The following is a 25,838-nucleotide window of genomic DNA, read 5'->3' on the forward strand; positions in this document are numbered from 1 at the left end:
TTAGGGTGACCGTATGTCAGCCACGCGCTACGCCTATCTCGGCCCCGAAGGCACCTTCACCGAGGTCGCCCTCCGTACGCTCCCGGAAGCCGCCACCCGGGAACTCGTCCCGATGGTGTCCGTACCGGCCGCTCTGGACGCCGTGCGCAACGGCGAGGCGGCGGCAGCGCTCGTACCGATCGAGAACTCCGTCGAGGGCGGTATCACCGCGACGCTCGACGAGCTGGCCGTCGGGGAACCGCTGATGATCTACCGCGAGGTGCTGCTCTCCATCACCTTCGCGCTGCTGGTGCGGCCCGGGACCAAACTGTCGGACATCAAGACGGTCACCGCGCATCCGGCCGCCCAGCCACAGGTGCGCAACTGGATGGCGACCCACCTCCCGGGCGCCCTCTGGGAGTCGGCGGCGTCCAACGCGGACGGGGCCCGGCTGGTCCAGGAGGGCCGGTACGACGCCGCGTTCGCCGGGGAGTTCGCCGCCGCCACCTACGGCCTGGAGCCGCTGGTGACGGAGATCCACGACGCGGAGAACGCCCAGACCCGCTTCGTCCTGGTGGGGCGTCCCGCCCGGCCCTCCGCTCCGACCGGCGCGGACAAGACCTCCGTGGTGATCCGGCTGGGGGACGACCACCCCGGCGCCCTGCTGGAGCTGCTCCAGGAGTTCGCGGTGCGCGGCGTCAACCTGATGCTGATCCAGTCCCGCCCGACCGGCGAGGGCATCGGCAACTACTGCTTCGCCGTGGACGCGGAGGGACATATCGCGGACCGGCGGGTCGGGGAGGCCCTGATGGGGCTGAAGCGGATCAGCCCGAATGTGCGGTTCCTCGGCTCGTACCCGCGGGCGGGCGTCTCCCCGGAGGATGTCAGGCCGCTGCGGGCGGGCACGTCGGACTCGGCGTTCACGGAGGCCTCCGACTGGCTGGCGCGCAGCCAGGACGGCCGGATCTGAGAGAAGAGCGGGAGAGAGCCCGGCGCGAGCGCTGCCGGGAGCCTCCTCGCACCTCCTCGTGCGTTCCGCAGCGGTGCGATCTACAGATAGTCACGCCCTCCGGAGAGTTATCCACAGGGGGGCTCTCGACCTGGGGACAAGTCGACACCGCAATGCGACATCGTCGACAAATCAATCCAGTCGCCCCAGAGCCGTCCACAGAACCGCGAGGCGACACGAGTCGCCATGTGTCAGCTCAATTCCCTTGATCAACTCTTTGGGGCGACGCATTCCCACCCGAATGAGCACGCGGGACGGGTTTGGGTGCAGATCCCACGGGCCTTCGCCCGACCTCCGGAACAATGCCATCCGGCATCCACAGAACTTCCACACAGCCTGTGGATAACTATTCCGACATCGAACCCCCTGTGGACAACGGCGGCCGACACGCTCCCAACTCCCGCCCCGCCCAAGGTCGGTACGTCAAGGTGAACCGCACCCTCTGCCCTGTTCAGGGGAGTTAACCGCCGTTATTGACGCCCTTCCCGCCTCCTCGACGCCGACGTCATCCGTGATTCCTCTCCAGAAATATCAATTCCGGCAATTCGGTCATAGTGACACGCTTGGCGATATCGGTTCGAGTGCGAGAACCGCGCACCGGTAGCCTGGAGGGGTGATTGACCTTCGCCTGCTCCGTGAGGACCCCGACCGTGTTCGCGCCTCCCAGCGCGCCCGTGGAGAGGACGTCGCCCTCGTCGACGCCCTGCTCTCCGCCGACGAGCTGCGCAGGTCGTCCGGCGTCCGCTTCGACGAACTCCGCGCCGAGCAGAGGTCGCTCGGCAAGCTGATCCCCAAGGCCACCCCCGAGGAGCGCGCCGAGCTCCTCAAGAAGGCCGAACAGCTCAAGGCCAACGTCAAGGCGGCCGACGCCGCCCAGGACGAGGCCGACGCGGACGCCAAGCGGCTGCTGCTCCAGCTCGGCAACATCGTCCACGAGGACGTGCCGGTCGGCGGCGAGGAGGACTTCGTCGTCCTGGAGACGCACGGCACCGTCCGGGACTTCGGCGCCGAGGGCTTCGAGCCCAAGGACCACCTGGAGCTCGGCGAGGCGCTCGGCGCCATCGACATGGAGCGCGGGGCCAAGGTCTCCGGCTCGCGGTTCTACTACCTCACGGGCGTCGGCGCGCTCCTGGAGCTCGCCCTCGTCAACGCGGCGATCGCGCAGGCCACCGAGGCCGGCTTCGTGCCGATGCTGACCCCGGCGCTGGTCCGCCCGCGCGCCATGGAGGGCACCGGATTCCTCGGCCAGGCCTCGGAGAACGTGTACCACCTGGAGAAGGACGACTACTACCTGGTCGGCACCTCCGAGGTACCCCTCGCCGCGTACCACATGGACGAGATCATCGACGCCGACAAGCTGCCCCTGCGGTACGCCGGGTTCTCCCCGTGCTTCCGCCGCGAGGCCGGCACGTACGGCAAGGACACCCGCGGCATCTTCCGGGTCCACCAGTTCGACAAGGTCGAGATGTTCTCCTACGTCGACCCGGCGGACGCCGAGGCCGAGCACCGCAGGCTCCTGGACTGGGAGAAGCAGTGGCTCACCGGCCTCGAGCTGCCCTTCCAGGTGATCGACGTCGCCACCGGCGACCTCGGCGCATCGGCCTCGCGGAAGTTCGACTGCGAGGCGTGGATCCCGACCCAGGGCAAGTACCGCGAGCTGACCTCCGCGTCGAACTGCAACGGCTTCCAGGCCCGCCGCCTGTCCGTCCGGATGCGCGAGGGCAAGAAGGTCCAGCCGCTGGCCACGCTGAACGGCACCCTCTGCGCCGTACCGCGCACCATCGTGGCGATCCTGGAGAACCACCAGCTCCCCGACGGTTCGGTCCGGGTGCCCGAGGTGCTCCGTCCGTACCTGGGCGGACGCGAGGTCCTGGAACCGGTCGCCAAGTGACCTTCCCCTACAAGCTCGTCGCCACCGATCTCGACGGCACACTGCTGCGTGACGACGGCACGGTCTCCGAGCGCACCCGCGAGGCCCTGGCCGCGGTCACCGAGGCCGGCGCCGCGCACATCATCGTCACCGGACGCGCCGTCCCCTGGACCCGGCACATCCTGGACGACCTCGGTTACGAGGGGCTCGCGGTCTGCGGTCAGGGCGCGCAGGTCTACCACGCGGGCGAGCACAAGCTGCTGACCTCGCTGACCCTGGACCGGCAGCTCGCCGGTCTCGCGCTGTCCAAGATCGAGGCGGAGGTCGGCCCGCTGCACCTGGCGGCCAGCCGTGACGGCCTGGACGGCGAGGTGCTGGTGGGCCCCGGCTACCGGGTGCAGGAAGGGCCGCTGCCGTACGTCTTCGTGGACGACGCCGCCGAGATGTGGACCGCCCCGCTCAACAAGGTCTACCTCCAGCATCCGGAGCTGGACGACGACGCACTGGCCTTCGCCGCGCGGGCGGCCGTCGGCAGCCTGGTCGACGTGGTCATGGCCGGGGCCGGCGTGGTCGAGATCCTGCCGCTGGGCCTGAGCAAGGCCACCGGCCTCTCGCTGGCCGCCCGCCGGCTCGGCGTGAAGGCGGCCGACACGATCGCCTTCGGCGACATGCCGAACGACATCCCGATGTTCGGCTGGGCGCAGCACGGCGTGGCCATGGCCAACGCCCACGACGACCTGAAGGCCGTGGCCCACGAGGTCACCGCCTCCAACGAGAAGGACGGCATCGCGGTGGTGCTCGAGGAGCTCCTCCGCTCGGCGCCCGTGCGGTAGAGGCCGCCCACCACCGAAGAGCGCGACAGCGGCCCGGCACCGTCTCCCACGGTGCCGGGCCGCCGGTGTCAGCGCTGCACGCTACGGCGGCGCAGTTCCTTCAGCTGTCGAGCGAAGGAGTCCAGCCGCCCGTCCAGGCGCACGACGTCCTGCTGCACATCCGTCAGCCGCAGACTCATCGCCCCGATCACCTGGTGGGTCACCTCCACCTTCCGGTCCAGACTGTCGAGCCGCTCCGACATCCGCACCAGCACCGGCCCCAGCTCCTGGAGCGCGCTGCCGACGCCGGTGAGGCAGCTCTCGATCCGTGTGACGCGCTGGTCGAGGGAGGCGTACCGGGTGCGCAGGTCCTCCTCGGCGTCCAGGAGATACGTACGCACGCATCGGGCGATGTCGCTGTCGCGAAGAAGCAGGGCGACGTTGAGGACGGTTCGGCGGGTGTAGAGGGTCAGCTGCGTGGCAGCCTGTGGATAACTTTCGCCCTGCTCCACCTCCCATAGGGACAACATGTCCCTCTGGAAGATCCGCAGCTCAGAGCCGCGCAGAAGAGTGAGACCGTTCTCCTCGACCTCCGCCCGGTGCCGCTGGATCACCTTCTTCACGGTCTCTGTGGATACTTCGAAGTAACGAGCCACGTCCTCTGTGCGAACGTGAATTCCGTCCGGGAGCATGACCAGGCTCTTCACCTTGTCGAGGACGTCGACGCGCCCGATCTGCTCCCCGCGCAGCGCGCGCGATTCGAGCAGGGCGACTTCCGTGGGCATGGGTGTGCCTTTCGTACGAGGGAATGACGAGGACGGCCCATACCCCGGGCTTCAGGGGTGGAGGACGCTCACGGTTGCCACTCACTCGATGACCGGTCCGGTGGGCTGAGCCTCACCCGGTGCCGGCACTCCCCGATTTCACGATCGCTACGACGCCACGGATTCCAGTTGCCTCCACGCGCCCTGCTCAACGACCCGATAAACGTACGGTCACGCGCACACCTGTCCGCCTGTCCGGTCATACGACGACCCCCGCCCTTCCGGAAGGGCGGGGGTCGTCGAGGCGCACGGGGCTCAGGCCGGAAGCCTCACTCCTCGCCCGCCAGCTTCAGCGTGCGCAGCTTCTGGCCCGCGTACCAGGTGGCGGCGACCGTGACCGCGACCAGCAGGACCGTGGCGAGCGGCAGGCCGACGTCCGAGGTCACCGCGCCGTCGCCCGCGACCTTCTGGGCGACCGCCAGGGACCACTGCTGGACGCTGAGCGTCCGGGCGCCGGGCACCAGGCTGCCGAAGAGGGCCTCCCAGACCAGCGCGTACACCAGGCCCAGGACCACCGCGTGTCGGCTGACCGTGCCGAGCAGCAGGAACAGGGCGCTGTACGCGATCGAGGCGACCAGCGCCGCGATGGTGAAGGCGACGGCGACCTGCTGCCCGTTGCCGTTGAGGATCAGGCCCGCGAGGAGCGTCGGCAGGGCGGAGAACACCATGGTCACCGCGATGGCCACGATCAGCTTGGTGAAGATGATCGTGGGCCGCTTCACCGGCTTGGCGAGCAGGTAGACGATCGAGCCGTCGTCGATCTCGGGGCCGATCGCCCCGGTGCCCGCGATCACGCCGATCAGCGGCACCATCGTGGCGATGGCGAAGCCGCCGAGGACGTCCGAGGCGATCTGGTCGTCGGCTCCGGCGAACATGCGCACGGCAGCGGCGATGATCAGCAGCAGTGCGGGCAGGACGAACAGGATGGCGGCCCGGCGCCGGCCGAGCAGGGCCCGGTAGGTGAGCCGGGCGACTGTGGGGTCGTACATGAGGTGCACAGCTCCTTTCAGGCCACTACTCAGGCCGCTACGAGGTAGGAAAAGACCGATTCGAGGGACTCGTCGGACGGTGAGACGGTCAGCAGCCGGATGCCCTGCTCACGGGCCACCTTCGGCAGCAGTTCGGTGAACCGCCCGAAGTCGACGGCCTGGATGCGCAGCGCCTTCTCGGTCAGGTCGACCTCGATGCCCGCCGTGGACGGGTCGGCGATGAGCGCGGCCGCGAGGGCCCGGTCGTCGCTGGAGCGCACCAGGTAGCGGTGCGGCCGGTCCGTCATCAGCCGGCGGATCTTCCGGAAGTCGCCGGACGCGGCATGACGGCCCGCCACGATCACCTCGATGTGCGAGGCCAGCTGCTCGACCTCTTCGAGGATGTGGGAGGAGAACAGGACCGTGCGCCCCTCGGCGCCCATGCGTCGCAGCAGTTCCATCAGCTGCATCCGCTGGCGCGGGTCCATCCCGTTGAACGGCTCGTCCAGGAGCAGCACCGAGGGCTCGTGGACCAGCGCGGACGCCATCTTCACGCGCTGGCGCATGCCCTTGCTGTACGTGGAGATCTTGCGGTCCTGCGCGTACTCCATCTGTACCGTGGCGAGCGCCTTCTGCGCCTCGGCCCCGCCCAAACCCTGGAGTTCGGCGTTGGCGACGACGAATTCCTTGCCGGTGAGGAAGTCGTACATCCCTTCCCGCTCCGGGACGATGCCGATCTTCTTGTAGACGGCCTCGTTGCGCCAGATCGGCCGCCCGTCGAGCGTGACCTTCCCCGTCGAAGGGGCGAGGAAGCCTCCCATCATGTTGATGAGGGTGGACTTTCCGGCGCCGTTCGGACCCAGCAGTCCGGTGACGCCGGGCCCCACGGTCATGGAGACGTCGTTGACGGCGACCACGTTGCCGAACCAGCGCGAGGTGTGGTCGATCTCGATGGTGGTCACAGCCCGACCCTCCGGTAGCGGCGCATCAGGACGGCGTACGAGCCGGCGACGAGCGCGAGAACAACGATCAGGTAGACCACGCCGGCGCCGGCTCCCGGGCCTTCCCCGGAGGGGAAGGCGGAGGTCGCGCCGAGGAACGCGGTCTGGACGCCGTCGATCAGCGTGATCGGCGAGAAGAGGCCGAGCCACTGCACGGCCCCCTCCGACCCGGTCTCCCAGGCGATGGCCTGGACCGTGGAGACGGCTCCGTAGGTGATGGTCAGCAGGGCGATCACCGCGGCGACGCCGAAGCCGCGCCGCGGGGTCAGGGCGGCCATCACGAGCCCGAGCCCGGCGAACAGCACGGACAACAGCGCCACCGACACCAGCCCCTGGCCGAACCACTTGGTCTGATCGGCGAAGTCGAACTTCGCCAGCAGAGAGCCCACATAGAGGATGAGCAGGGGCGCACCGGTGAGGATGAAGAGCGCGGCGGCCGTGGCGGCGAACTTCGCCATCACGTAGTCGGCGCGTTCGATGGGCCGCGAGAAGTAGAGGGGGACGCTCTTGAAGCGAAGGTCCCTGGAGACCGCCTGAGGTGCCTGGGCGGCGATGAAGAGGCCGATGACGGCCTGGAGGTAGATCGCGTACGAGGTGTACTCGACCACCAGTTTGCTGGCGTCCGGCGCGGCCATGGAGACCGCCACCAGGATCGCCGCGACCAGCGCCATCACGCCGAACAGCAGCATGGGAAGCACCTTGGACTTGGCGGAACGGCCCAGCCCGAAGGAGCCCCGCAGGGTCTGCGAGAACAGGGAGCGGCGGGCGTAGGCCCGGCCGAGCCGCGGTCCGTCGTAGGAGCGGTAACCGATGTTGTGGATCCGGGAGGCGTCGCGCCCGGCCGCGGTCCCGGTCTCAGTGCTCATCGCGACCGCTCCCCTTCTGCTGCAGGGCCCCGGCGGTGGCGGCCACGGCCGGGGCGGCGGTGTTCCGCGCCCCGCCCTGTTCGGTACGGAAGACCTCGGCGATGTGGTGGCGGCGCTGTTCCATGCGGACCAGGCCGAGCCCGAGCCCGGCGACGCTGTCGCGGACCAGGTCGTACGTCTCCTCGCCCGCCGCCTCGATCAGCAGGATGTGGCCCGCGCCCGGCAGCCCCTCGGTGTCGATCCCGTCGAGGCCGACGAGCGTGACCCCGGCGTCGGTGAGGACCTTGCGCAGCGCGCCCGTGCCGTCGGGGTGGGTGTCGCTGTCGGTCACCTCGACCGCGAGGGTCGCGGTGGTCTGGGTGAAGTCGCTGGTGGAGCTGGAGCGCAGGAGCGTTCCGCCGTCGATGACGACGACGTGGTCGCAGGTGCGTTCCAGCTCGCCCAGGAGGTGCGAGGTCACCAGCACGGAGATGCCGAAGTCGGTGTGGATGCGGCGAATCAGGCCGAGCATCTCGTCCCGGCCGACGGGGTCGAGGCCGTTGGTCGGCTCGTCGAGCAGGACCAGCTGCGGGTCGTGGACCAGCGCCTGGGCCAGCTTCACCCGCTGCTTCATGCCGGTCGAGTAGCCGCCGATGGGGCGGTAGCGCTCTTCGTACAGGCCGACGTGGCGCAGGGTGTCCGCCGTGCGCTCGCGGGCGGCCGTGGGCGGCAGCCCCGACATGCGGGCCATGTGCACGACGAACTCGGTCGCCGAGACGTCGGGCGGCAGGCAGTCGTGCTCGGGCATGTATCCCACCCGTTCCCGGATGGCGGCGCCGCTGGTCGCGACGTCGAGCCCGAGCACTGCGGCCCGGCCTTCGGTGGCGGGGGAGAGACCCAGCAGGATCTTGATCAGTGTGGACTTGCCGGCTCCGTTGGAACCCACCAGACCGGTCACACCCGGTCCGATGTCCAACGTGAGCCGGTCAAGCGCGGTCACCCGGGGGAACCGCATGCTCAGGGCTTCGGTAGCGATTACGGCTGTCACGGAAATGACGTTAGTGGCGCTGCCCACAGGGGTCGTCAGCCCTGACGGTTGGATCCGCGTCAGCCTCCAGACGTACGCGCCCGTAGGGGGACCCCGGGAAGGACGAGGCCGGAACTCCGGGACGGGCAGCGCGGCCGGGTGCCTCCGGGGAGCGAGTTCCGGGGGTTGTCCACAGGTCGGCGCCCGCCGTTGTCCACAGGCCGTGCAGACCTCTTGACGCAGCCGCCGGACATTGTCACATTCATCAGTGTCACGTTACGGGCACGTACCGCACACGGCAGGGAACGGACGGTGGCATGACCGGCATGGCCTCGGCAGTGCAGGACGAAATCACCCCGGAGCTGCGGGGGTTCAGAGAAGTTCAGCGCCTCGCCTATGCCTGCGCGGAGGCGGTCGCCGGCCAGCTGCGGTCGGGGGTGACCGAGCGCGAGGCGGCCCGGATGCAGCGCGTCTGGCTGCGCGAGCGGGGCGTGCGCGACTGGTTCCACCTCCCGTTCGCCTGGTTCGGGGACCGCACGGCGTTCGCCGGGTTCAAGGTGCCGTTGCAGTTCTTCCCCACCGACCGGAAGCTGGAGCCGGGCATGCCGTTCATCCTCGACATGGCCCCGGTGTACAAGGGATTCACCGCCGATGTCGGGTATGCGGGGTGCCTCGGCCTCAATCCGCTGCACGACAGGCTGTTGGCCGATCTGGAGGCCCACCGCGAGCTGATCCTGCGGGAGGTGCGCGAGCGCCGTTCGCTGCGCGAGATCTATGAGGACGTCGAACGCCTCATGACCACCCAGGGATACGCGAACAGACACCGGGCCTATCCCTTCGGCGTGATCGCCCACAAGGTCGACCGCGTCGCCGAACGGCGTTGGTCCCCGCAGGTGTTCGGCTTCGGCACCCAGTCCCTCAAGGGGCTGGTCAGCGACGCCCTGCACGGCCACCGGGACGGCTGGTCGCCGCTGTGGAGCCCCTACCGCTTCTCCGACCACCCGCCGCAACCGGGCCTGTGGGCGGTCGAACCCCACCTCGGATTCCGGGGTACGGGCGCGAAGTTCGAGGAGATCCTGGTCGTCACCGACTCCAAGGACCCCGAGCAGAGCGCTTTCTGGCTGGACGACGATCTGCCGCATGTGCGGCGCTGGGCCGAGGAGAAGGTGGCGGCGTGAATCTGTCCCATGCGCGTGAACGACGCGTCCGTACGGGAGGCGTCGAGCTGTGCGTCGCCGAGCTGGGCGACGCGGGCCGGCCGACCGTGGTGCTGGTCCACGGCTATCCGGACAGCAAGGAGGTCTGGTCGGACGTCGCCGTGCGGCTGGCCGAGCAGTGGCACGTGGTGCTGTACGACGTGCGGGGGCACGGCAGGTCCACCGCCCCGAAACCGCTGCGCGGCGGCTTCACCCTGGAGAAGCTAACCGACGACTTCCTGGCCGTGATCGACACGGTCAGCCCGGACCGGCCGGTGCATGTGGTCGGCCACGACTGGGGGTCCGTCCAGGCCTGGGAGTTCGTCACGGTCGGCCGGACCGAGGGCAGGATCGCCTCCTTCACCTCGATGTCCGGCCCGTCCCTGGACCACTTCGGGCACTGGATCAAGCGCCGGATGACCCGCCCCACCCCGCGCCGGGTCGGCCAGCTGCTCGGTCAGGGCGCGAAATCCTGGTACGTGTACATGCTCCACACGCCGGTCCTGCCCGAGCTCGCCTGGCGCGGGCCGCTCGGCAAGCGCTGGCCGCGGATCCTGGAGCGGCTGGAGAAGGTGCCCGCGGGCGACTACCCCACCGCCTCCCTGCCCGACGACGCGGCGCACGGGGCCTGGCTCTACCGCGACAACGTCCGCGCCCGGCTGAGCAGGCCCCGCGCCGACGCCTACGCCCACGCACCGGTCCAGCTGATCACGCCGACCGGGGACTCCTTCCTCTCCAAGCGGCTCTACGACGGGCTGGAGGACTGGGTCCCCACGCTGGTACGCCGCTCGATCCCGGCCAAGCACTGGGTGCCCCGTACCCGGCCGGACCAGTTGGCCTCCTGGATCGAGGAGTTCGTCACGGCGAACGAGTCCGCCGGGCGGGACGGCGCGCCCGTGCAGCAGGCGGCGAAGGGGCCCTACGCACAGCGGTTCGGCGGTCAGCTGGTCCTGGTGACGGGCGCGGCCTCCGGGATCGGACGGGCCACGGCGTTCGCCTTCGCCGAGGCGGGCGCCCGGGTCGTGGCCGTGGACCGCGATGCGGAGGGGGCGGTCCGGACCGCGGAGATGGCACGGCTGATCGGGGCGCCGGCGGCCTGGGGCGAGGCGGTCGACGTCAGCGACGAGGCCGCGATGGAGAAGCTCGCCGCCCGGGTCGCCGCGGAGTACGGCATCGTCGACGTCCTGGTCAACAACGCCGGGATCGGGCTCTCCGGCTCCTTCCTGGAGACCACGAGCGAGGAGTGGAAGAAGGTCCTCGACGTCAATCTGTGGGGAGTCATCCACGGCTGCCGGGTCTTCGGCAAGCAGATGGCCGACCGCGGCCAGGGCGGCCACATCGTCAACACGGCCTCGGCCGCCGCCTTCCAGCCCTCCCGGGCGCTGCCCGCGTACAGCACGTCGAAGGCGGCCGTGCTGATGCTCAGCGAGTGCCTGCGGGCCGAGCTGGCGGAGAAGTCGATCGGGGTGAGCGCGATATGCCCCGGCATCGTCAACACCAACATCACCGCCACCACGCGATTCGCGGGGGCCGACGCGGCGGAGGAGGAGCGGCTGCAGAAGCGGACGAGCCGGCTCTACGGGCGGCGCAACTACCCCCCGGAGAAGGTCGCCGACGCGATCCTGCGGGCGGTGGTGCGCAATCAGGCCGTGGTGCCGGTGACCCCGGAGGCGCGCGGCGCCCGGCTGCTGTCCCGGCTGAGCCCCGGAGCCCTGCGCTCCGTCGCCCGGCTGAAGCCTCCGCTGTGACCGGCGCGGGAGCCGGGGCCGCCGAGTACCGGATCGAGGACCTGGCCCACGCCAGCGGGGCCACCGTGCGCACGATCCGCGCCTATCAGGACCGGGGGCTGCTGCCGACGCCCGAGCGGCGCGGCCGGGCCAATGTGTACGGGGAGACCCATCTGGCCCGGTTGCGGCAGATCGCGGAGCTGCTCGACCGGGGCTACACCCTGGCCAGCATCAAGGAGTTGCTGGAGGCCTGGGACGCGGGACGGGGGCTCGGCGGGGTGCTCGGCCTCGTCGCGGAGGTGCACGGCCCGTGGACGGACGAGGAGGCCGACCGGATCAGCCGCCGGGCGCTGGAGGCGAAGTTCGGCGGCCGGCAGGACGACGAGGCCATCGCCGAGGCGATAGCGCTCGGCGTGCTGGAGCGGGTTCCCGGGCGGGACGACGAGTTTCTCGTGCCCAGCCCGCAAGAGCTGGCGGTGGCGGTCGAGTTGCACGCCGCCGGCGTCCCACTGCCGGCGATCTCCGGCCACCTGCGGGAACTTCGCGGCCAGATGGAACACATAGCCTCCCGTTTCCTGGAGTTCACCACGGAGCACGTCTTCGCCCGCTATCTCGGCCACAGTCCGCCGACCGACACCGACGCGGCCGAGGCGGCCTCCCTGGTGCGCCGTCTGCGGCCGCTCGCCCAGCAGACGGTGGACGCCGAACTGGCCCGCGCCATGAGGACGTTCGCCACCCGGCACCTGCATCACCATCTCGGCGCGGAGGACGCCCCGATCGAGGAGGGCGCGACCCGGCCCGTCCTGCTTCCGTCCAGGACAGCGCGGGCAGTTCAGGATCTGGTCGGCGCGGAGCAGGTGGCCGCATTCGTCGCGGCGGCCACCGAACGGGAGCTCCAGACACGCACGTTGGACCATCTCGCTTCAATACACCTCAAAGAGGGCGAAATAGCCGAAAGCCTATGAATGTCAAGCTCGTTGTCCACAGAATCGCTAAATAGCCTGTGGATAACCCGAGTTGACTGTGGATCAAACCTGATGGAGAAGAAGAAGCGGGGAAGCGCGAAAGAACGAAGAGCCGATAGGACGAAGGGCCGACCGAACGGAAAGCCCACAAGCCGGGAAGGCCGAAGAAGCGACGAGACGAAGCGACGAGACGAAATACGGATGCAGCGACCGGCTCGCCACGGGCACTCTGACGCCATGGACGAACGTCGCACCGTCAAGGTGTCCAAGTACCTCTCGAAGCATCTGCGGCATCAGCCGGAACGCATCGGCCTCACCCTCGACGACAACGGCTGGGTGGCGGTCGACGAGCTGCTGCGCGCCGCGGCCGGGCACGGCTTCGCCCTCTCCCGCGCCGAGCTCGACCACGCCGTCGCCGCCAACGACAAGCGCCGCTTCACCGTCGAGGGCGACCGCATCCGCGCCAATCAGGGTCACACCGTCGCCGTCGACCTGGACCTGCCGCCGGCCGAACCGCCCGCGTACCTCTACCACGGCACGGTCGCCCGGGTGATGGACGCGATCCGGGCCGAGGGCCTGCGCCCCATGGCCCGCCACCACGTCCACCTGTCGCCCGACCGGGAGACGGCCACCCGGGTCGGCGCCCGCCGCGGCCGCCCCCTCGTCCTGACCGTGGACGCGGGCGCGATGCACCGCGCCGGCCATGTCTTCCGGGTCAGCGCCAACGGCGTCTGGCTCGCCGACGCCGTACCCCCGGAGTTCCTGCGGCTGCGCGACTGAGGGAGCTCCCCCGCTCTCCGGGCCCGCCGTTACGCCAGTTGCGCGGGCGCCTCGGTCGCGATGCGCTCGAAGACCTTCGGGTCGGTGGCGAAGTCCGAGTCCGGGATCGGGGCGTGGACGACGATCTCGGTGAAGCCCAGCTCCGCGTGGAGCCCCGCGAAGTCGACGAAGGCGTCCACGGACTCCAGCGGGCCGTTGCGGTCCGGCGTGAAGCCGGTCAGCAGGATCCGGTCCAGCTCGGAGACGTCCCGGCCGATCTCCGCGCACGCCGCCGCGAGCTTCTCGCCCTGCGCCCGCAGCGCGGCCCGTGACTCCTGCGGAGTGCCGTTCTCGTACAGCTTGGGATCGCCGGTGGTGACCCATGCCTGCCCATGGCGGGCGGCGAGCTTCAGACCGCGCGGCCCGGTCGCGGCGACCGCGAAGGGCAGCCGGGGGCGCTGGACGCAGCCGGGGATGTTGCGGGCCTCCTCCGCGGCGTAGTGCGTCCCGCGCTCGGTCACCGCGTCCTTCGTGAGCAGCCGGTCCAGGAGCGGGACGAACTCGGCGAACCGGTCGGCGCGTTCGCGCGGGGTCCACGGCTCCTGGCCCAGGGCGGTGGCGTCGAAGCCGTTGCCGCCGGCGCCGACACCGAGGGTGATCCGGCCGCCCGAGATGTCGTCCAGGGAGATCAGCTCCTTGGCCAGTGTCACCGGGTGGCGGAAGTTCGGCGAGGTCACCAGGGTGCCCAGCCGCAGCCGTTCGGTGACCGTCGCCGCCGCGGTGAGCGTGGGCAGCGCCCCGAACCACGGGCCGTCCCGGAAGGTCCGCCAGGACAGGTGATCGTAGGTGTAGGCCGTGTGGAAGCCCAGCTCCTCCGCGCGCTGCCAGCGGTCGCGACCGCCCTCGTGCCAGCGATGGACGGGAAGGATCACGGTGCTCAGGCGCAGGCTCATGCCCACGAGCCTACGACCGTACGCGCGTCCGGCGGGCATCCGATGACCGTTGACATATGCCGGAGGAATTTTCCGCAGATCAGCGGCTTCCGTACTCACATGTGCGCCCCTCTGCACGCCCGTGCACCTTCGTGGGCGAGAATGACCGGGTGACCTCAGTGACCGATGCGCCTCTCCCCGCCGTGACCCGGCTGATCGCCACCGACCTCGACGGCACGTTGCTGCGCGACGACAAGACGCTGTCCGCGCGGACGGTCGCGGCCCTCGCCGCGGCCGAGGAGGCCGGGATCGAGGTCTTCTTCGTGACCGGCAGGCCGGCCCGCTGGATGGGCGTCGTACGGGACCACGTCCACAGCCACGGCACGGCGATCTGCGCCAACGGCGCGGTGGTCACCGATCTGCGGACGGACGGCTCCCTGCTGTCCGTGCGGCCGCTGGAGCGCGACGCCGCCCTGCACGTCGTGCGCACCCTGCGCGCGGCGGCCCCCGGCACCTCCTTCGCCGTCGAGACGACCACCGGCATCAACTACGAACCGGCCTACCCGCCCTTCCACCTGGACCCGGGCGCCACGGTGGCCGTCGCCGAGAAGCTGCTGCACGAGGACGCCCCGGGCGCCGGCGCGCCCGTGCTCAAGCTGCTGGCCCACCACACCGAGCTGGCGCCCGACGCCTTCCTGGCCCTGGCCCGTACGGCGGCCGGGGACCGGGCCGCCTTCACCCGGTCCAGCCCCTCCGCCCTTCTGGAGGTCAGCGGGCTCGGCGTCTCCAAGGCCACCACGCTCGCCGCCTGTTGCGCCGAGCGCGGCATCACGCCCGCCGAGGTGGTCGCCTTCGGCGACATGCCCAATGACATCGAGATGCTCAGCTGGGCGGGCGCCTCCTTCGCGATGGGCAACGCCCACCCGGACGCGCTGGCCGCCGCCTCGGGCCGGACGGCCACCAACGAGGAGGACGGGGTCGCGATCGTCATCGAGCGGATCCTCGCCGCCCGTGCGGAGACCCGCTGAACGACTCTGCCGAAACCTTTCGGCACCTGCCGCAGCGCGTCTGCCACGCCCTCACAGGGGCGCCTCCCACACCACCGTCGTACCGCCGCCGTCCGCCCCGATCCCCTGCGCGATCCGGCTCGACCCGCCCAGGGACTCGGCGCGGCGGGCCAGATTGCGCAGACCGCTGCGGCGGCCGCCCTCCGGGATCCCCACCCCGTCGTCGGCGACCGAGAGACGCACCGCTCCCCGCCCGTCCTCCAGGGTCACCGTCGCGTCGACGACCACGTCGATCAATGACGCCCCCGCGTGCCGGAACGCGTTGGAGAGGGCCTCGCGCAGCGCGGCGACCAGGTTCTTCCCGGTCAGCTCGCCGACAAGCGAGTCCACCGGCCCCAGGAAGCGGTGCGCGGGCTTGAAGCCGAGCGGGACGGCCGCCATGTTGATCTCCCGCAGCACGCGGGTGCGCAGCCCCGAGGGGGCTTCGGCCGGTTCCTGCTGCAGCGCGAAGATGGCCGTACGGATCTCCTGGATCGTCACGTCCAGCTCGTCGACCGCCCGGCCGACCCCGGTCCGCACCTCGGGCACCACCGACCTGCGCTGAGCACCCTCCAGCATCATCCCGGTGGCGAACAGCCGCTGGATGACCAGGTCGTGGAGGTCGCGGGCGATCCGGTCACGGTCCTCGTACACCGCGAGGCGCTCCCGGTCCCGCTGCGCCTCGGCCATCATCAGCGCGAGGGCCGCCTGGGAGGCGAACTGGGTGGCGAGCGTCCGCTCGGTCTCCGTGAACGGGCGCGCCCCCCGGGACCGGGGGGTGGCCAGCGCGCCGAGCACCCGGCCGCCGCTGTGGAGCGGCAACATCATGCTGGGGCCGAACCGGTCGGCCAGCCTGGTCACCATCCGGCTGTCGGTGGCCGAGTCGTCGATGAACACCGCCTCGCCCGCGAGCAGTTTCGCGACCACCGTGCTCCGGGGCGAGATGATCACGCCGAGCGAGGACGAGGGGTCGTCGGACGATACGGCCACGATCTCCAGACCGCCCTCCTCGGCCGGCAGCAGCACGATCCCGGCGGCGGAGTCGGCGAGCCGGCGGGCCTGTTCGGCGACCACGGACAGCGCGTCGTCGGCGTCCCCGCCCGACAGGAGCGCCGTGGTGACCGCCACCGAACCGTCGATCCAGTGCTCCCGCTGCCGCGCCGCCTCGTACAGCCGGGCGTTGCCGATGGCGATCCCGGCCTCCGTGGCGAGCACCCGGACCATGTGGAGGTCGTAGTCGCTGAACTCCAGGCCGTGTCGCTTCTCGGTCAGGTAGAGGTTGCCGAAGATCTCCCCCTGGACCCGGATGGGCACCCCCAGGAAGGTCCGCATCCGGGGGTGTCCCGGCGGGAATCCCGCAGCGCGCGGGTCGGTGGCCAGATCGGCCAGGCGGACCGGGGCGGGCTCGTGGATCAGCGCGCCGAGCAACCCCCGGTGGCCGTCGGGCCGCCGCCCGATCTCCTCGGCCACCTCCCGCGGAACGCCGTACGTGACGAAGTCCGTGAGGCCCTCGCCCCGCTCGTCGACGACGCCGATGGCGGCGTACCGGGCGTGGGCGAGCTCGGCGGCCGTCTCGCAGATCCGGTCCAGGGTGGAGTGCAGCTCCAGCCCCGCGCCGACGGAGCGCATCGCTTCCAGGAGTTGCGGCACCCGGGCGGTGAGCTCGGTGGACAGACCCTGGAGGCTGCGGGTGGCCCGGGTGGCGGCGTCGAGGGATTCCTGCGGGTCGGGCTCTGCCATGACCCGAGCCTAGTTAGTGCCGATTGGGGGCGAAAGTCGAGAATGCGTGTGATGGGCCGGATACCACCGGCCGTACGCGTCCCCCGTCCTCACACCCCCGCCCCCACCGTCTCCCTCTCGCGCTCCAGCATGCGGCGCAGCGGCCCGTCCTCGGCGGCGAGTTCGGCGTACGGTCCGCGCTGCACGACCCGGCCCGCGTCCAGCACCAGTACCTCGTCGACCGCCTCCAGGCCGGTCAGCCGGTGGGTGATCAGCACCGTGGCGCGGCCCCGGGTCGCGTCCAGCAGATCGGCGGTGAGGGCGTCGGCGGTCGGCAGGTCGAGGTGCTCGGCCGGCTCGTCCAGGACGAGTACGGGGAAGCCGGCGAGCAGCGCGCGGGCCAGGGCGAGACGCTGGCGCTGGCCGCCGGAGAGCCGCGCGCCGTGCTCGCCCACCGGGGTGTCGAGCCCCTGCGGCAGGGCCAGCACCCAGTCCAGCAGCCGGGCCCGGGAGAGCGCGTCGCGCAGTTCGGCGTCGGTCGCCCCGGGGCGGGGCAGGCGCAGGTTCTCCCGGATCGAGCTGTCGAAGACGTGCGCGTCCTGGGCGCACAGCCCGACCGAGCGCCGGACCGTGTCCGACTCCAGTGCGGACGCCTCGACCCCGCCGAGCCGGTACGTCCCCGACGAGGCGTCCAGGAAGCGCAGCAGGACCTGGGCGAGCGTCGTCTTGCCCGAACCGGAGGGGCCCACGACCGCGATGCGCCGTCCGGGCGTCAGCGTCAGGTCGAGCGAGGCCAGCGCGTCCTGCCTGGCCCCCGGGTAGCGGGCGCTCAGCCCCCGCACCTCCAGCGGGAAGGGCGAGGCGGGCTCCTCGGCGGGGATCTCGGGCTCCCGTACGGGCACGGGTGCGTCCAGCACCTCGAACACCCGCTCCGCGCTCCGGGCCACCCGCCGGCGGTACTGCACCGCGAGCGGCAGCCCGGCGACGGCCTCGAAGGCGGCGAGCGGGGTCAGCACCACCACGGCGAGCGCGACCCCGGACAGCCGGCCGTCCTGCACGGCGGGGACGCCGACGAGCGCGGCGGCCACCACGGTGAGCCCGCAGACCAGGGCGGACAGGCCACCGCCGAGCGCCGTCGCGGCGGCCGCCCGGGAGGCGATCCGGGTCAGCAGCGTGTCGGCCGCGCGCAGGTGCGCCAGCCGGGCGGGCAGCGCGCCCGCGACGGTCAGTTCGGCGGTGGAGCCGAGCAGGTCGGTGACCCGGATGGCCAGAGCGGCGCGGGCGGGCGCGAGCTGACGCTCCGTACGGCGGGCGCAGGCGCCGCTGACGAGCGGGACGCCGACCCCGGCGACCAGCAGCCCGACCGCCAGGATCACGCCCGCTTCCGGGAGCAGCCAGCCGGTGAACCCGGCGGCCGCGGTCCCCACCACGACGGCGGTCCCGGCGGGCAGCAGCCAGCGCAGCCAGTAGTCCTGGAGCGCGTCCACGTCGGCGACGAGGCGGGACAGCAGGTCGCCGCGGCGTGCGGTGCGCAGACCGGCGGGAGCGATGCGTTCGAGGCCCCGGTAGACGGCGACGCGCAGTCCGGCGAGGAGCTTCAGCACGGCGTCGTGCGAGACGAGCCGCTCGGCGTAGCGGAACACCGCCCGGCCGATGCCGAAGGCGCGGGTCGCAGTGACCGCCATCATCAAGTACATGACCGGCGGCTCTTCGGAGGCGCGGGAGATCAGCCAGCCGGAGACAGCCATGAGCCCCACGGCCGAGCCGACCGCCAGGCTGCCCAGCAGCAGGGCCAGGGCCAGTTGTCCGCGCTGCGCCCCGGCGGCCGCGCGGACGCGGGCGAGCACCCGTCCGGAGGGCGCGCCGGTCTCGCCCGGCCCTCGGTCGGCCGCGCGCGGCTCCTCGGCCCGGCGGGCGTCCAGGAGTTCGCCCCCGGCGAGCGGCTGCGGGACGGCCGGGCCGGTGGCGACGGCACCCGTCTCCCGGCTCGCCCCCTCGGCCCGTGCAGGAACGTCGGTACGCGGCTCCAGCGTCACCACACGGTCGGCGACCGCCAGGAGCGCCGGGCGGTGGACGACCAGCAGCACAGTCCGCCCGGCGGCCAGCCTCCGTACGGCGTCGACGATGCCCGCCTCGCTCGCGCCGTCCAGGCTCGCGGTCGGCTCGTCCAGCAGCAGGATCGGCCGGTCGGCGAGGAACGCTCGGGCGAGGGCGAGGCGCTGGCGCTGGCCCGCGGAGAGTCCGGCGCCGTCCTCGCCCAGCGCCGTCCGCACCCCGTCGGGCAGCGCCGCGACGAAGTCGTACGCGCCCGCGTCCCGCAGCGCCGCGAGCACCGCCTTCTCGTCGGCGTCGGGCCGGGCCAGGCGGACGTTCTCGGCGATCGTGCCGGCGAAGAGGTGGGGGCGCTGGGGGACCCAGGCGATACGGCTCCGCCACCGTTCGAGGTCCAGGTCCGCGAGGTCCCTGCCCCCCACCCGGACGTGCCCCGCGTCGGGCACGGCGAAGCCGAGGACGACGTTGAGCAGGGTGGATTTGCCGACCCCGCTCGGGCCGACCAGAGCGACGGTCTCCCCCGGCTCGACCGTGAGCGAGGCGGCGTCCAACGAAGGTTCGGTGCGGCCGTCGTGGCGTACGGTCACGTCCGCCAGTTCCAGCCGCAGCGTGTCCGGGACGTCCTGCGTGCCCGAGGTCCGCAGCTCGGTCTCCAGGACCGCGAAGACCTCCTCGGCGGCCGACAGCCCCTCGGCCGCCGCGTGGTACTGCGCCCCGACCTGGCGGATCGGCAGATACGCCTCCGGGGCCAGGATCAGGACCACCAGACCGGTGTAGAGGTCGAGTTCGCCGTGGACGAGCCGCATGCCGACGGTGACGGCGACGAGGGCCACCGACAGGGTCGCCAGCAGTTCCAGTGCGAAGGAGGACAGGAAGGCGATCCGCAGCGTGCGCAGGGTGGCCCGGCGGTAGTCGGAGGTGATCGTGCGGATCGCCTCCGCCTGCGCCTTGGCCCGGCCAAAGACCTTCAGGGTCGGCAGCCCGGCGACGACGTCCAGGAAATGCCCGGAGAGCCGGGACAGCAGCTGCCACTGACGGTCCATCCGGGACTGTGTGGCCCAGCCGATCAGGATCATGAAGAGCGGGATGAGCGGCAGCGTGACGACGATGATCGCCGCCGATACCCAGTCCTCGGTGACGATCCGGGCGAGCACCGCCACCGGCACGACGACCGCGAGACCGAGCTGCGGGAGATAGCGGGCGAAGTAGTCGTCGAGCGCGTCGATCCCCCGGGTCGCCAGCGCGACGAGCGAACCGGTGCGCTGCCCGCTCAGCCAGTCGGGTCCCAGCCGCGCGGCCCGCTCCAGGAGCCGGCCGCGCAGTTCGGACTTGACGGCCGCGCTGGCGCGATGGGCCGCCCGTTCGGTGAGCCAGGCGACCAGGGCCCGCCCGGCGGCGACCGCGGCGAGCAGCAGAAGAGGGGTGCGCAGTGCGGTGACCGTGAGCCCGCCCTCGAAGCCGCCCACCACGATCTCGGCGATGAGCATCGCCTGGGCGATCACCAGCAGGGCGCCGACCAGGCCGAGAGCCACCACGGCCGCCAGGAAGAGGCGGGTGGCCCGTGCGTAGTGGAGCAGACGCGGATCGATCGGTTTCACGTGAAACATCCCCCCGGCGGGGTCGGTGAGCTCTGCGGGATCGGCGGCCGCCCCGGCCCGCGGGAGACGCGGGGCCGGAGCGGTCCACCGGACTCAGTGCGCGTCGGCGATGTGCTGGGTACCGATGCGCTTGCGGAAGACCCAGTAGGTCCAGCTCTGGTAGAGCAGCACGACGGGCGTGGCGATGCCCGCGCACCAGGTCATGATCTTGAGCGTGTACGGGCTGGACGAGGCGTTGGTGACCGTGAGGTTCCAGGCGTCGTTCAGCGAGGACGGCATCACGTTCGGGAAGAGCGTCAGGAAGAGCATCGCGACCGCCGCCGCGATCGTCACGCCCGAGAACGCGAACGACCAGCCCTCGCGCCCCTTGGCGATGGCCCCGATCGCACCCAGGAGCGCGATCACCGCCACGATCAGGGCCACCAGGCTCCAGCCGTCCCCGTTGTCGGCCTGGGTCCAGAGCAGGAAGCCCAGCGCGAGCACCGCGGTGACCGGCCCCAGCTTCAGGGCCAGGGCGCGGGCCCGGACCCGGATGTCGCCCGCCGTCTTGAGACCGGCGAACACCGCCCCGTGGAAGGTGAAGAGGGTGAGGGTGACGAGACCGCCGAGGATCGCGTACGGGTTGAGGAGGTCGAGGAAGTTGCCGACGTACTCCATGTCGGCGTCGATCTTCACGCCCCGCACGATGTTCCCGAACGCCACGCCCCACAGCACCGCGGGGAGCAGGGAGGTCCAGAAGATCGCGGTCTCCCAGTTCGTCTGCCACCGCTCCCCGGTCCGCTTGGCGCGGTACTCGAAGGCGACACCGCGCACGATCAGGCAGAACAGGATGATCAGCAGCGGCAGGTAGAAGCCGGAGAAGAGGGTGGCGTACCACTCGGGGAAGGCGGCGAAGGTCGCGCCGCCCGCGCTGAGCAGCCAGACCTCGTTGCCGTCCCAGACGGGCCCGATCGTGTTGATCAGGACCCGGCGCTCCTTGCGGTCGCGGGCCAGCAGTTTGGTGAGGACCCCGATGCCGAAGTCGAATCCCTCCAGGAAGAAGTAGCCGGTCCAGAGGACGGCGATGAGCACGAACCAGACGTCGTGGAGTTCCATCTCTCAGCTCCTGTGCTCAGTACGAGAAGGCCATCGGCCGGTCGGCGTCGTCTTCGTCGTGGCCGCCGATCCTGGTGGGCGGGTTGAGGTCGTCCTCGGTGAGTTCCGGGGGCCCGGCCTTGATGTACTTCACGAGCAGCTTCACCTCGATCACGGCGAGCACCGCGTAGAGCAGGGTGAAGACGATCATCGAGGTGAGGACCTCGCCCTGGGAGACGCCGGGGGAGACCCCGGCACGGGTCTCGAGCACCCCGTAGACCACCCACGGCTGGCGGCCCATCTCGGTGAAGATCCAGCCCCAGGAGTTGGCGATCAGCGGGAAGAGCAGCGTCCAGAGCGCAACGACCCAGTAGAGCTTGGTGAGCCTCGGGCTGAGCGCCTTGTTCCGGAACAGGACCAGATGCGGCACCTCGTCCTCACCGGTCCGCATCGCCGGTGGCAGCAGGAACTTCTTCCGGGTCAGCCAGAGCCCCAGGAGGCCGAGGCCGAAGGAGGCCATGCCGAAGCCGATCATCCACCGGAAGCTCCAGAACGCGACCGGGATGTTGGGACGGTAGTCGCCGGGCCCGTACTTCTCCTGCGACTCCTTGTTGACGTCGTTGATGCCGGGGACGTACGAGTCGACGTCGTTGTTGGCGAGGAAGGACAGTATTCCGGGGAGCGAGATCTCCACGGAGTTGTGGCCCTCGCTGACGTCCCCGTACGCGAAGATCGAGAACGGCGCCCGCTCCTGACCGTCCCACAGCGCCTCGGCGGCGGCCATCTTCATCGGCTGCTGCCGGAACATGACCTTGGCCAGGCTGTCGCCGCTGACCGCGGTGAGCAGTCCGGCGACCACGACGGTGATCAGCCCCAGCCGCAGCGAGGTCCGCATCACCGGGATGTGCTTCTTGCGCGCCAGGTGGAACGCGGCGATGCCGACCATGAACGCCCCGCCGACCAGGAACGCCGCCGTGATGGTGTGGAAGAACTGAGTGACCGCGGTGTCCTGGGTGAGCACCCGCCAGAAGTCGGTGAGCTCGGCGCGCCCGCGCTCCTCGTTGATCCGGTAGCCGACCGGGTGCTGCATCCAGGAGTTGGCCGCCAGGATGAAGTAGGCGGAGAGGATGGTGCCGATCGAGACCATCCACATGCAGGCGAGGTGGATCTTCTTCGGCAGCTTGTCCCAGCCGAAGATCCACAGACCGATGAAGGTGGACTCGAAGAAGAAGGCGATCAGCGCCTCGAAGGCGAGCGGAGCACCGAAGACGTCGCCGACGAAGCGCGAGTAGTCGGACCAGTTCATGCCGAACTGGAACTCCTGGACGATGCCCGTGACGACGCCCATGGCGATGTTGATCAGGAACAGCTTGCCCCAGAACTTGGTCGCCCTGAGGTACTTCTCGTTCTCCGTCCGCACCCAGGCGGTCTGCAGGCCGGCGGTGAGCGCGGCGAGCGAGATCGTCAGCGGGACGAAGAGGAAGTGGTAGACGGTGGTAATGCCGAACTGCCATCGCGCCAGGGTCTCCGGCGCCAGAGCTAGGTCCACGTCGTCAGTCTCCTTACATCGCCGTGGTCACACCGGCACTATGCCCCTTTGGTCCTACTGATCACGGGGATGATCCCACCGATCACAGGAGGAAACGGGGCACGCTTGTGAACGCGTTCACATTCACAAGCAATTATGGCGCACACACTTTCAGGGCCTTCGTCGGGGGTACCCCTTTTCGCCGCCCGCCCACGCAAAGGGCCCCGGACCTCGCTGATCGAGGTCCGGGGCCACCCCGGCCGTACCGGCGCCACCGCGCGCGAGGAGTCCCTCGCGCGCCCGGCGACTACAGCTCCGCGCGGAACGCCTCCGCCGCCTTGAGGAACAGGTCATTGCCCTCGTTCTCGCCGATCGAGACCCGCACGCCCTCACCCGCGAACGGCCGCACGACCACCCCGGCCCGCTCACAGGCCCCCGCGAAGTCGAGGGTCCGCTCGCCGAGCCGCAGCCAGACGAAGTTCGCGTGCGACTCCGGCACCGTCCAGCCCTGGCGCACCAGCTCCGCGCTCACCCGGGTGCGCTCGGCGACCAGCGAGCCGACCCGGCCCAGCAGCTCGTCCTCGGCGCGCAGCGAGGCCACCGCCGCGTCCTGAGCGAGCTGGCTGACACCGAAGGGCACGGCGGTCTTGCGTAGCGCGGCGGCCACCGGCTCGTGGGCCACCGCGAAACCGACCCGCAGCCCGGCCAGGCCGTACGCCTTGGAGAAGGTCCGCAGCACCGCCACATTGGGCCGGTCCCGGTAGATCTCGATGCCGTCCGGCACCTCGGCGTCGCGGATGAACTCCTTGTACGCCTCGTCGAGCACCACCAGCACATCGCTCGGCACCCGGTCGAGGAACCGTTCCAGCTCGGCCCGGCGCACCACCGTGCCGGTGGGGTTGTTGGGGTTGCAGACGAAGATCAGCCGGGTCCGGTCGGTGATCGCGTCCGCCATCGCGTCGAGGTCGTGCACATCGCCCTCGGTCAGCGGGACCTTGACCGAGGTCGCGCCGCTGACCTGGGTGATGATCGGGTACGCCTCGAAGGAGCGCCAGGCGTAGATGACCTCGTCGCCGGGTCCGGAGGTGGCCTGGAGCAGCTGCTGGGCCACGCCCACCGACCCGGTTCCGGTGGCGAGATGCGCGAGGGGCACACCGAAACGGTCGGCCAGCTCGTTCATCAGACCGGTGCACGCCATGTCCGGGTAGCGGTTGAAGTTGCCCGCGGCGGCGACCGCCGACTCCAGCACTCCGGGCAACGGCGGATAGGGATTCTCGTTGGAGGACAGCTTGTACGCGACCGGTCCACCGGCCGCCGCCGGCTTCCCCGGCACATAGGCGGGAACGCCGTCCAGCTCGGCGCGCAGCTTGGGGCTCTTCTCGCTCACCGCAGGTCCTCCTCGACCGTCCGTCCACAGCAATACTGCTCACCTTATGAGGATTGGGCCTCCCTGCGAATGGCCCGAGCGGGAAATCGACCACAGTGCCCGGGAATGGACCCCCGCACGGGGCCGGTCCGAGGGCTCTGCCCGGGGGAGCACGTGCCGTTCCGGCGCGCGCCGGTGGCTCACGCCGTGGCGCGCGTCCCCCGAAGTGGTGAGTTGAGACCTCTTCGAGACATCGCACATACAGCAGGCTGCCACCCGCCAGCACCTGAACCACGTCTGCAATGGCGCCCAACTACCTTTCATTGAAAGGACTTTGATAGGCAATGACCTTGCAGAAACGTGCCTGTCAACGTGCGCAGATGCGACCGGACCGACCCCCCCTCGGAGCCCTACTATCGGCTCGCCATGACAGCAGCAGGGAAGCACCAGGTGAGCCGGACGGAGACACCCCGGCGCAGCGGCCGGCCAGGACGGGCGGGGATCCGTGATGTGGCCGCCGCGGCCGGAGTCTCGATCACGACCGTCTCCGACGCGCTCAACGGCAAGGGCAGGCTCCCGGACGCCACCCGCCGCCATGTCCGCGAAGTCGCCGAGCGCCTGGGCTACCGCCCGTCCGCCGCGGCCCGAACCCTCCGTACGGGCAAATCGGGCCTGATCGGCCTGACCGTGACCACGTACGGGAATGAACCTTTCACCTTCACCGAATTCGCGTACTTCGCGGAGATGGCGAGAGCCGCGACCTCCGCGGCGCTCGCCCGCGGCTACGCCCTCGTCATCCTCCCCGCCACCTCCCGGCACGACGTCTGGTCGAACGTCGCGCTCGACGGGACCGTCGTCATCGACCCTTCCGACCAGGACCCGGTCGTCACCGAACTCGTCCGCCAGGGACTGCCCGTAGTCTCGGACGGCCGCCCGGCCGGGACGCTCCCCGTCACCGCCTGGGTCGACAACGACCACCGGGCCGCCGTGCTCGACCTCCTCGACCATCTCGCCGCCGCCGGAGCCCGCCGTATCGGCCTGCTGACCGGCAACACCACCGACACGTACACCCGGCTGTCCACCACCGCCTACCTCCACTGGTGCGAGCGGGTCGGCCAGGATCCCGTCTACGAGTCCTACCCGGCCCACGACCCCTGCGCGGGGGCGGTCGCCGCCGATCGGTTGCTCGCCCGCCCGGACCGCCCCGACGCGGTCTACGGGCTCTTCGACCCCAATGGGACCGATCTCCTCGCGGCCGCCCGCCGCTACGGGCTGCGGGTCCCCGAGGACCTGCTGCTGGTCTGCTGCAGCGAGTCCACCGTGTACGCGGCCACCGAGCCGCCCATCACGACGCTCTCGCTGAAGCCCCGCCGCATCGGCACGGCCGTCGTCCAGCTCCTCATCGACGCCATCGAAGGGGTCGAACACGACGGCCCCGTGGAGCAGGTCATACCGACGGAGCTCATCGTCCGGACCTCCTCGCAACGCCGTCCACCGCGCACCACGGTCAGCGCGCCGCGCTCCCCCAGCGGGGATTGATC

The 25,838-nt window shown here is 70.9% G+C and carries 20 protein-coding genes; 9 read left to right on the forward strand and 11 right to left on the reverse strand.

Features of this window, described 5'->3' with window-relative positions:
- Window positions 1-13 precede the first annotated feature (13 nt).
- The 3 genes from pheA to ACH4UK_RS17935 all read left to right on the forward strand — a co-directional run bounded on the left by pheA (window position 14) and on the right by ACH4UK_RS17935 (window position 3,691).
- Window positions 14-949 carry a prephenate dehydratase gene (gene pheA, locus ACH4UK_RS17925; RefSeq protein WP_398357326.1) on the forward strand — a complete coding sequence of 312 codons (936 nt, stop codon included), beginning with the start codon at window positions 14-16 and terminating at the stop codon, window positions 947-949.
- A gap of 652 nt (window positions 950-1,601) precedes the next feature.
- Entirely contained in the window at window positions 1,602-2,879 is a 1,278-nt protein-coding gene (gene serS, locus ACH4UK_RS17930; protein ID WP_398357328.1) for a serine--tRNA ligase, read from the forward strand.
- Window positions 2,876-3,691, forward strand: a complete 816-nt coding sequence (locus ACH4UK_RS17935) for an HAD family hydrolase (protein WP_398357330.1) — start codon at window positions 2,876-2,878, stop codon at window positions 3,689-3,691. Before serS ends, ACH4UK_RS17935 begins: the two co-directional genes overlap by 4 nt.
- Window positions 3,692-3,759: 68 nt before the next feature.
- Here ACH4UK_RS17935 and ACH4UK_RS17940 read toward each other — a convergent pair whose 3' ends face one another.
- The 5 genes from ACH4UK_RS17940 to ACH4UK_RS17960 form a co-directional block, all read right to left on the reverse strand.
- The gene (locus ACH4UK_RS17940; RefSeq protein WP_398357332.1) at window positions 3,760-4,455 is read right to left on the reverse strand and encodes a hypothetical protein; all 696 of its coding nucleotides are present in this window, start codon (window positions 4,453-4,455) and stop codon (window positions 3,760-3,762) included.
- 308 nt (window positions 4,456-4,763) lie between these two features.
- The gene (locus ACH4UK_RS17945) at window positions 4,764-5,483 is read right to left on the reverse strand and encodes an ABC transporter permease (RefSeq protein ID WP_398357334.1); all 720 of its coding nucleotides are present in this window, start codon (window positions 5,481-5,483) and stop codon (window positions 4,764-4,766) included.
- Between the two features lie 29 nt (window positions 5,484-5,512).
- Window positions 5,513-6,424 carry an ABC transporter ATP-binding protein gene (locus ACH4UK_RS17950; RefSeq protein ID WP_398357337.1) on the reverse strand — a complete coding sequence of 304 codons (912 nt, stop codon included), beginning with the start codon at window positions 6,422-6,424 and terminating at the stop codon, window positions 5,513-5,515.
- Window positions 6,421-7,329, reverse strand: coding sequence for an ABC transporter permease (locus ACH4UK_RS17955; RefSeq protein WP_398357338.1), 909 nt, complete (start codon window positions 7,327-7,329; stop codon window positions 6,421-6,423). The genes ACH4UK_RS17950 and ACH4UK_RS17955 overlap by 4 nt, the downstream gene beginning before the upstream one ends.
- Window positions 7,319-8,323 carry an ABC transporter ATP-binding protein gene (locus tag ACH4UK_RS17960; protein ID WP_398357761.1) on the reverse strand — a complete coding sequence of 335 codons (1,005 nt, stop codon included), beginning with the start codon at window positions 8,321-8,323 and terminating at the stop codon, window positions 7,319-7,321. The genes ACH4UK_RS17955 and ACH4UK_RS17960 overlap by 11 nt, the downstream gene beginning before the upstream one ends.
- A 329-nt stretch (window positions 8,324-8,652) precedes the next feature.
- Here ACH4UK_RS17960 and ACH4UK_RS17965 point away from each other — a divergent pair, with 329 nt between their 5' ends.
- The 4 genes from ACH4UK_RS17965 to ACH4UK_RS17980 all read left to right on the forward strand — a co-directional run bounded on the left by ACH4UK_RS17965 (window position 8,653) and on the right by ACH4UK_RS17980 (window position 13,003).
- The gene (locus tag ACH4UK_RS17965) at window positions 8,653-9,513 is read left to right on the forward strand and encodes a M24 family metallopeptidase (protein WP_398357340.1); all 861 of its coding nucleotides are present in this window, start codon (window positions 8,653-8,655) and stop codon (window positions 9,511-9,513) included.
- Complete coding sequence (locus tag ACH4UK_RS17970) at window positions 9,510-11,279, forward strand: SDR family oxidoreductase (RefSeq protein WP_398357342.1); 1,770 nt, start codon at window positions 9,510-9,512, stop codon at window positions 11,277-11,279. The genes ACH4UK_RS17965 and ACH4UK_RS17970 overlap by 4 nt, the downstream gene beginning before the upstream one ends.
- Entirely contained in the window at window positions 11,276-12,223 is a 948-nt protein-coding gene (locus ACH4UK_RS17975) for a MerR family transcriptional regulator (RefSeq protein ID WP_398357344.1), read from the forward strand. The genes ACH4UK_RS17970 and ACH4UK_RS17975 overlap by 4 nt, the downstream gene beginning before the upstream one ends.
- Before the next feature lie 237 nt (window positions 12,224-12,460).
- Complete coding sequence (locus ACH4UK_RS17980) at window positions 12,461-13,003, forward strand: RNA 2'-phosphotransferase (RefSeq protein ID WP_398357345.1); 543 nt, start codon at window positions 12,461-12,463, stop codon at window positions 13,001-13,003.
- 29 nt (window positions 13,004-13,032) lie between these two features.
- Here ACH4UK_RS17980 and ACH4UK_RS17985 read toward each other — a convergent pair whose 3' ends face one another.
- Window positions 13,033-13,935 (reverse strand): LLM class flavin-dependent oxidoreductase, encoded by a 903-nt coding sequence (locus ACH4UK_RS17985; RefSeq protein WP_398357347.1) that lies wholly within the window; start codon window positions 13,933-13,935, stop codon window positions 13,033-13,035.
- 149 nt (window positions 13,936-14,084) lie between these two features.
- Between ACH4UK_RS17985 and ACH4UK_RS17990 the strand changes: the two genes are divergently transcribed.
- Window positions 14,085-14,942, forward strand: coding sequence for an HAD family hydrolase (locus tag ACH4UK_RS17990; RefSeq protein ID WP_398357349.1), 858 nt, complete (start codon window positions 14,085-14,087; stop codon window positions 14,940-14,942).
- Window positions 14,943-14,993: 51 nt separating this feature from the next.
- On the opposite strand, the gene ACH4UK_RS17995 is transcribed toward ACH4UK_RS17990, so the two are convergent.
- The 5 genes from ACH4UK_RS17995 to hisC form a co-directional block, all read right to left on the reverse strand.
- Window positions 14,994-16,700 (reverse strand): GAF domain-containing sensor histidine kinase, encoded by a 1,707-nt coding sequence (locus ACH4UK_RS17995; RefSeq protein ID WP_398357350.1) that lies wholly within the window; start codon window positions 16,698-16,700, stop codon window positions 14,994-14,996.
- Window positions 16,701-16,789: 89 nt separating this feature from the next.
- Window positions 16,790-20,329, reverse strand: a complete 3,540-nt coding sequence (cydD, locus tag ACH4UK_RS18000; protein ID WP_398357352.1) for a thiol reductant ABC exporter subunit CydD — start codon at window positions 20,327-20,329, stop codon at window positions 16,790-16,792.
- A gap of 93 nt (window positions 20,330-20,422) precedes the next feature.
- Window positions 20,423-21,424 carry a cytochrome d ubiquinol oxidase subunit II gene (gene cydB, locus ACH4UK_RS18005; RefSeq protein ID WP_398357354.1) on the reverse strand — a complete coding sequence of 334 codons (1,002 nt, stop codon included), beginning with the start codon at window positions 21,422-21,424 and terminating at the stop codon, window positions 20,423-20,425.
- A gap of 16 nt (window positions 21,425-21,440) precedes the next feature.
- Complete coding sequence (locus ACH4UK_RS18010; RefSeq protein ID WP_398357356.1) at window positions 21,441-22,952, reverse strand: cytochrome ubiquinol oxidase subunit I; 1,512 nt, start codon at window positions 22,950-22,952, stop codon at window positions 21,441-21,443.
- Between the two features lie 286 nt (window positions 22,953-23,238).
- Window positions 23,239-24,318 (reverse strand): histidinol-phosphate transaminase, encoded by a 1,080-nt coding sequence (gene hisC, locus ACH4UK_RS18015; protein WP_398357357.1) that lies wholly within the window; start codon window positions 24,316-24,318, stop codon window positions 23,239-23,241.
- A 405-nt stretch (window positions 24,319-24,723) separates the two neighbouring features.
- On the opposite strand from hisC, the gene ACH4UK_RS18020 reads away from it, so the two are divergent.
- The gene (locus ACH4UK_RS18020) at window positions 24,724-25,836 is read left to right on the forward strand and encodes a LacI family DNA-binding transcriptional regulator (protein ID WP_006126041.1); all 1,113 of its coding nucleotides are present in this window, start codon (window positions 24,724-24,726) and stop codon (window positions 25,834-25,836) included.
- The last annotated feature ends 2 nt before the right edge of the window (window positions 25,837-25,838 follow it).

Origin of the sequence: Streptomyces sp. NPDC020884 (genome assembly GCF_044333935.1) — a bacterium.
GTDB lineage: Bacteria > Actinomycetota > Actinomycetes > Streptomycetales > Streptomycetaceae > Streptomyces.

Coding starts and splice junctions, on each gene's coding strand:
- pheA (WP_398357326.1), top strand. CDS start 14: ATGTCAGCCACGCGCTACGCCTATCTCGGCCCCGAAGGCACCTTCACC.
- ACH4UK_RS17940 (WP_398357332.1), bottom strand. CDS start 4,455: ATGCCCACGGAAGTCGCCCTGCTCGAATCGCGCGCGCTGCGCGGGGAG.
- ACH4UK_RS17945 (WP_398357334.1), bottom strand. CDS start 5,483: ATGTACGACCCCACAGTCGCCCGGCTCACCTACCGGGCCCTGCTCGGC.
- ACH4UK_RS17955 (WP_398357338.1), bottom strand. CDS start 7,329: ATGAGCACTGAGACCGGGACCGCGGCCGGGCGCGACGCCTCCCGGATC.
- ACH4UK_RS17960 (WP_398357761.1), bottom strand. CDS start 8,323: ATGCGGTTCCCCCGGGTGACCGCGCTTGACCGGCTCACGTTGGACATC.
- ACH4UK_RS17965 (WP_398357340.1), top strand. CDS start 8,653: ATGACCGGCATGGCCTCGGCAGTGCAGGACGAAATCACCCCGGAGCTG.
- ACH4UK_RS17980 (WP_398357345.1), top strand. CDS start 12,461: ATGGACGAACGTCGCACCGTCAAGGTGTCCAAGTACCTCTCGAAGCAT.
- ACH4UK_RS17985 (WP_398357347.1), bottom strand. CDS start 13,935: ATGAGCCTGCGCCTGAGCACCGTGATCCTTCCCGTCCATCGCTGGCAC.
- ACH4UK_RS17995 (WP_398357350.1), bottom strand. CDS start 16,700: ATGGCAGAGCCCGACCCGCAGGAATCCCTCGACGCCGCCACCCGGGCC.
- cydB (WP_398357354.1), bottom strand. CDS start 21,424: ATGGAACTCCACGACGTCTGGTTCGTGCTCATCGCCGTCCTCTGGACC.
- ACH4UK_RS18020 (WP_006126041.1), top strand. CDS start 24,724: ATGACAGCAGCAGGGAAGCACCAGGTGAGCCGGACGGAGACACCCCGG.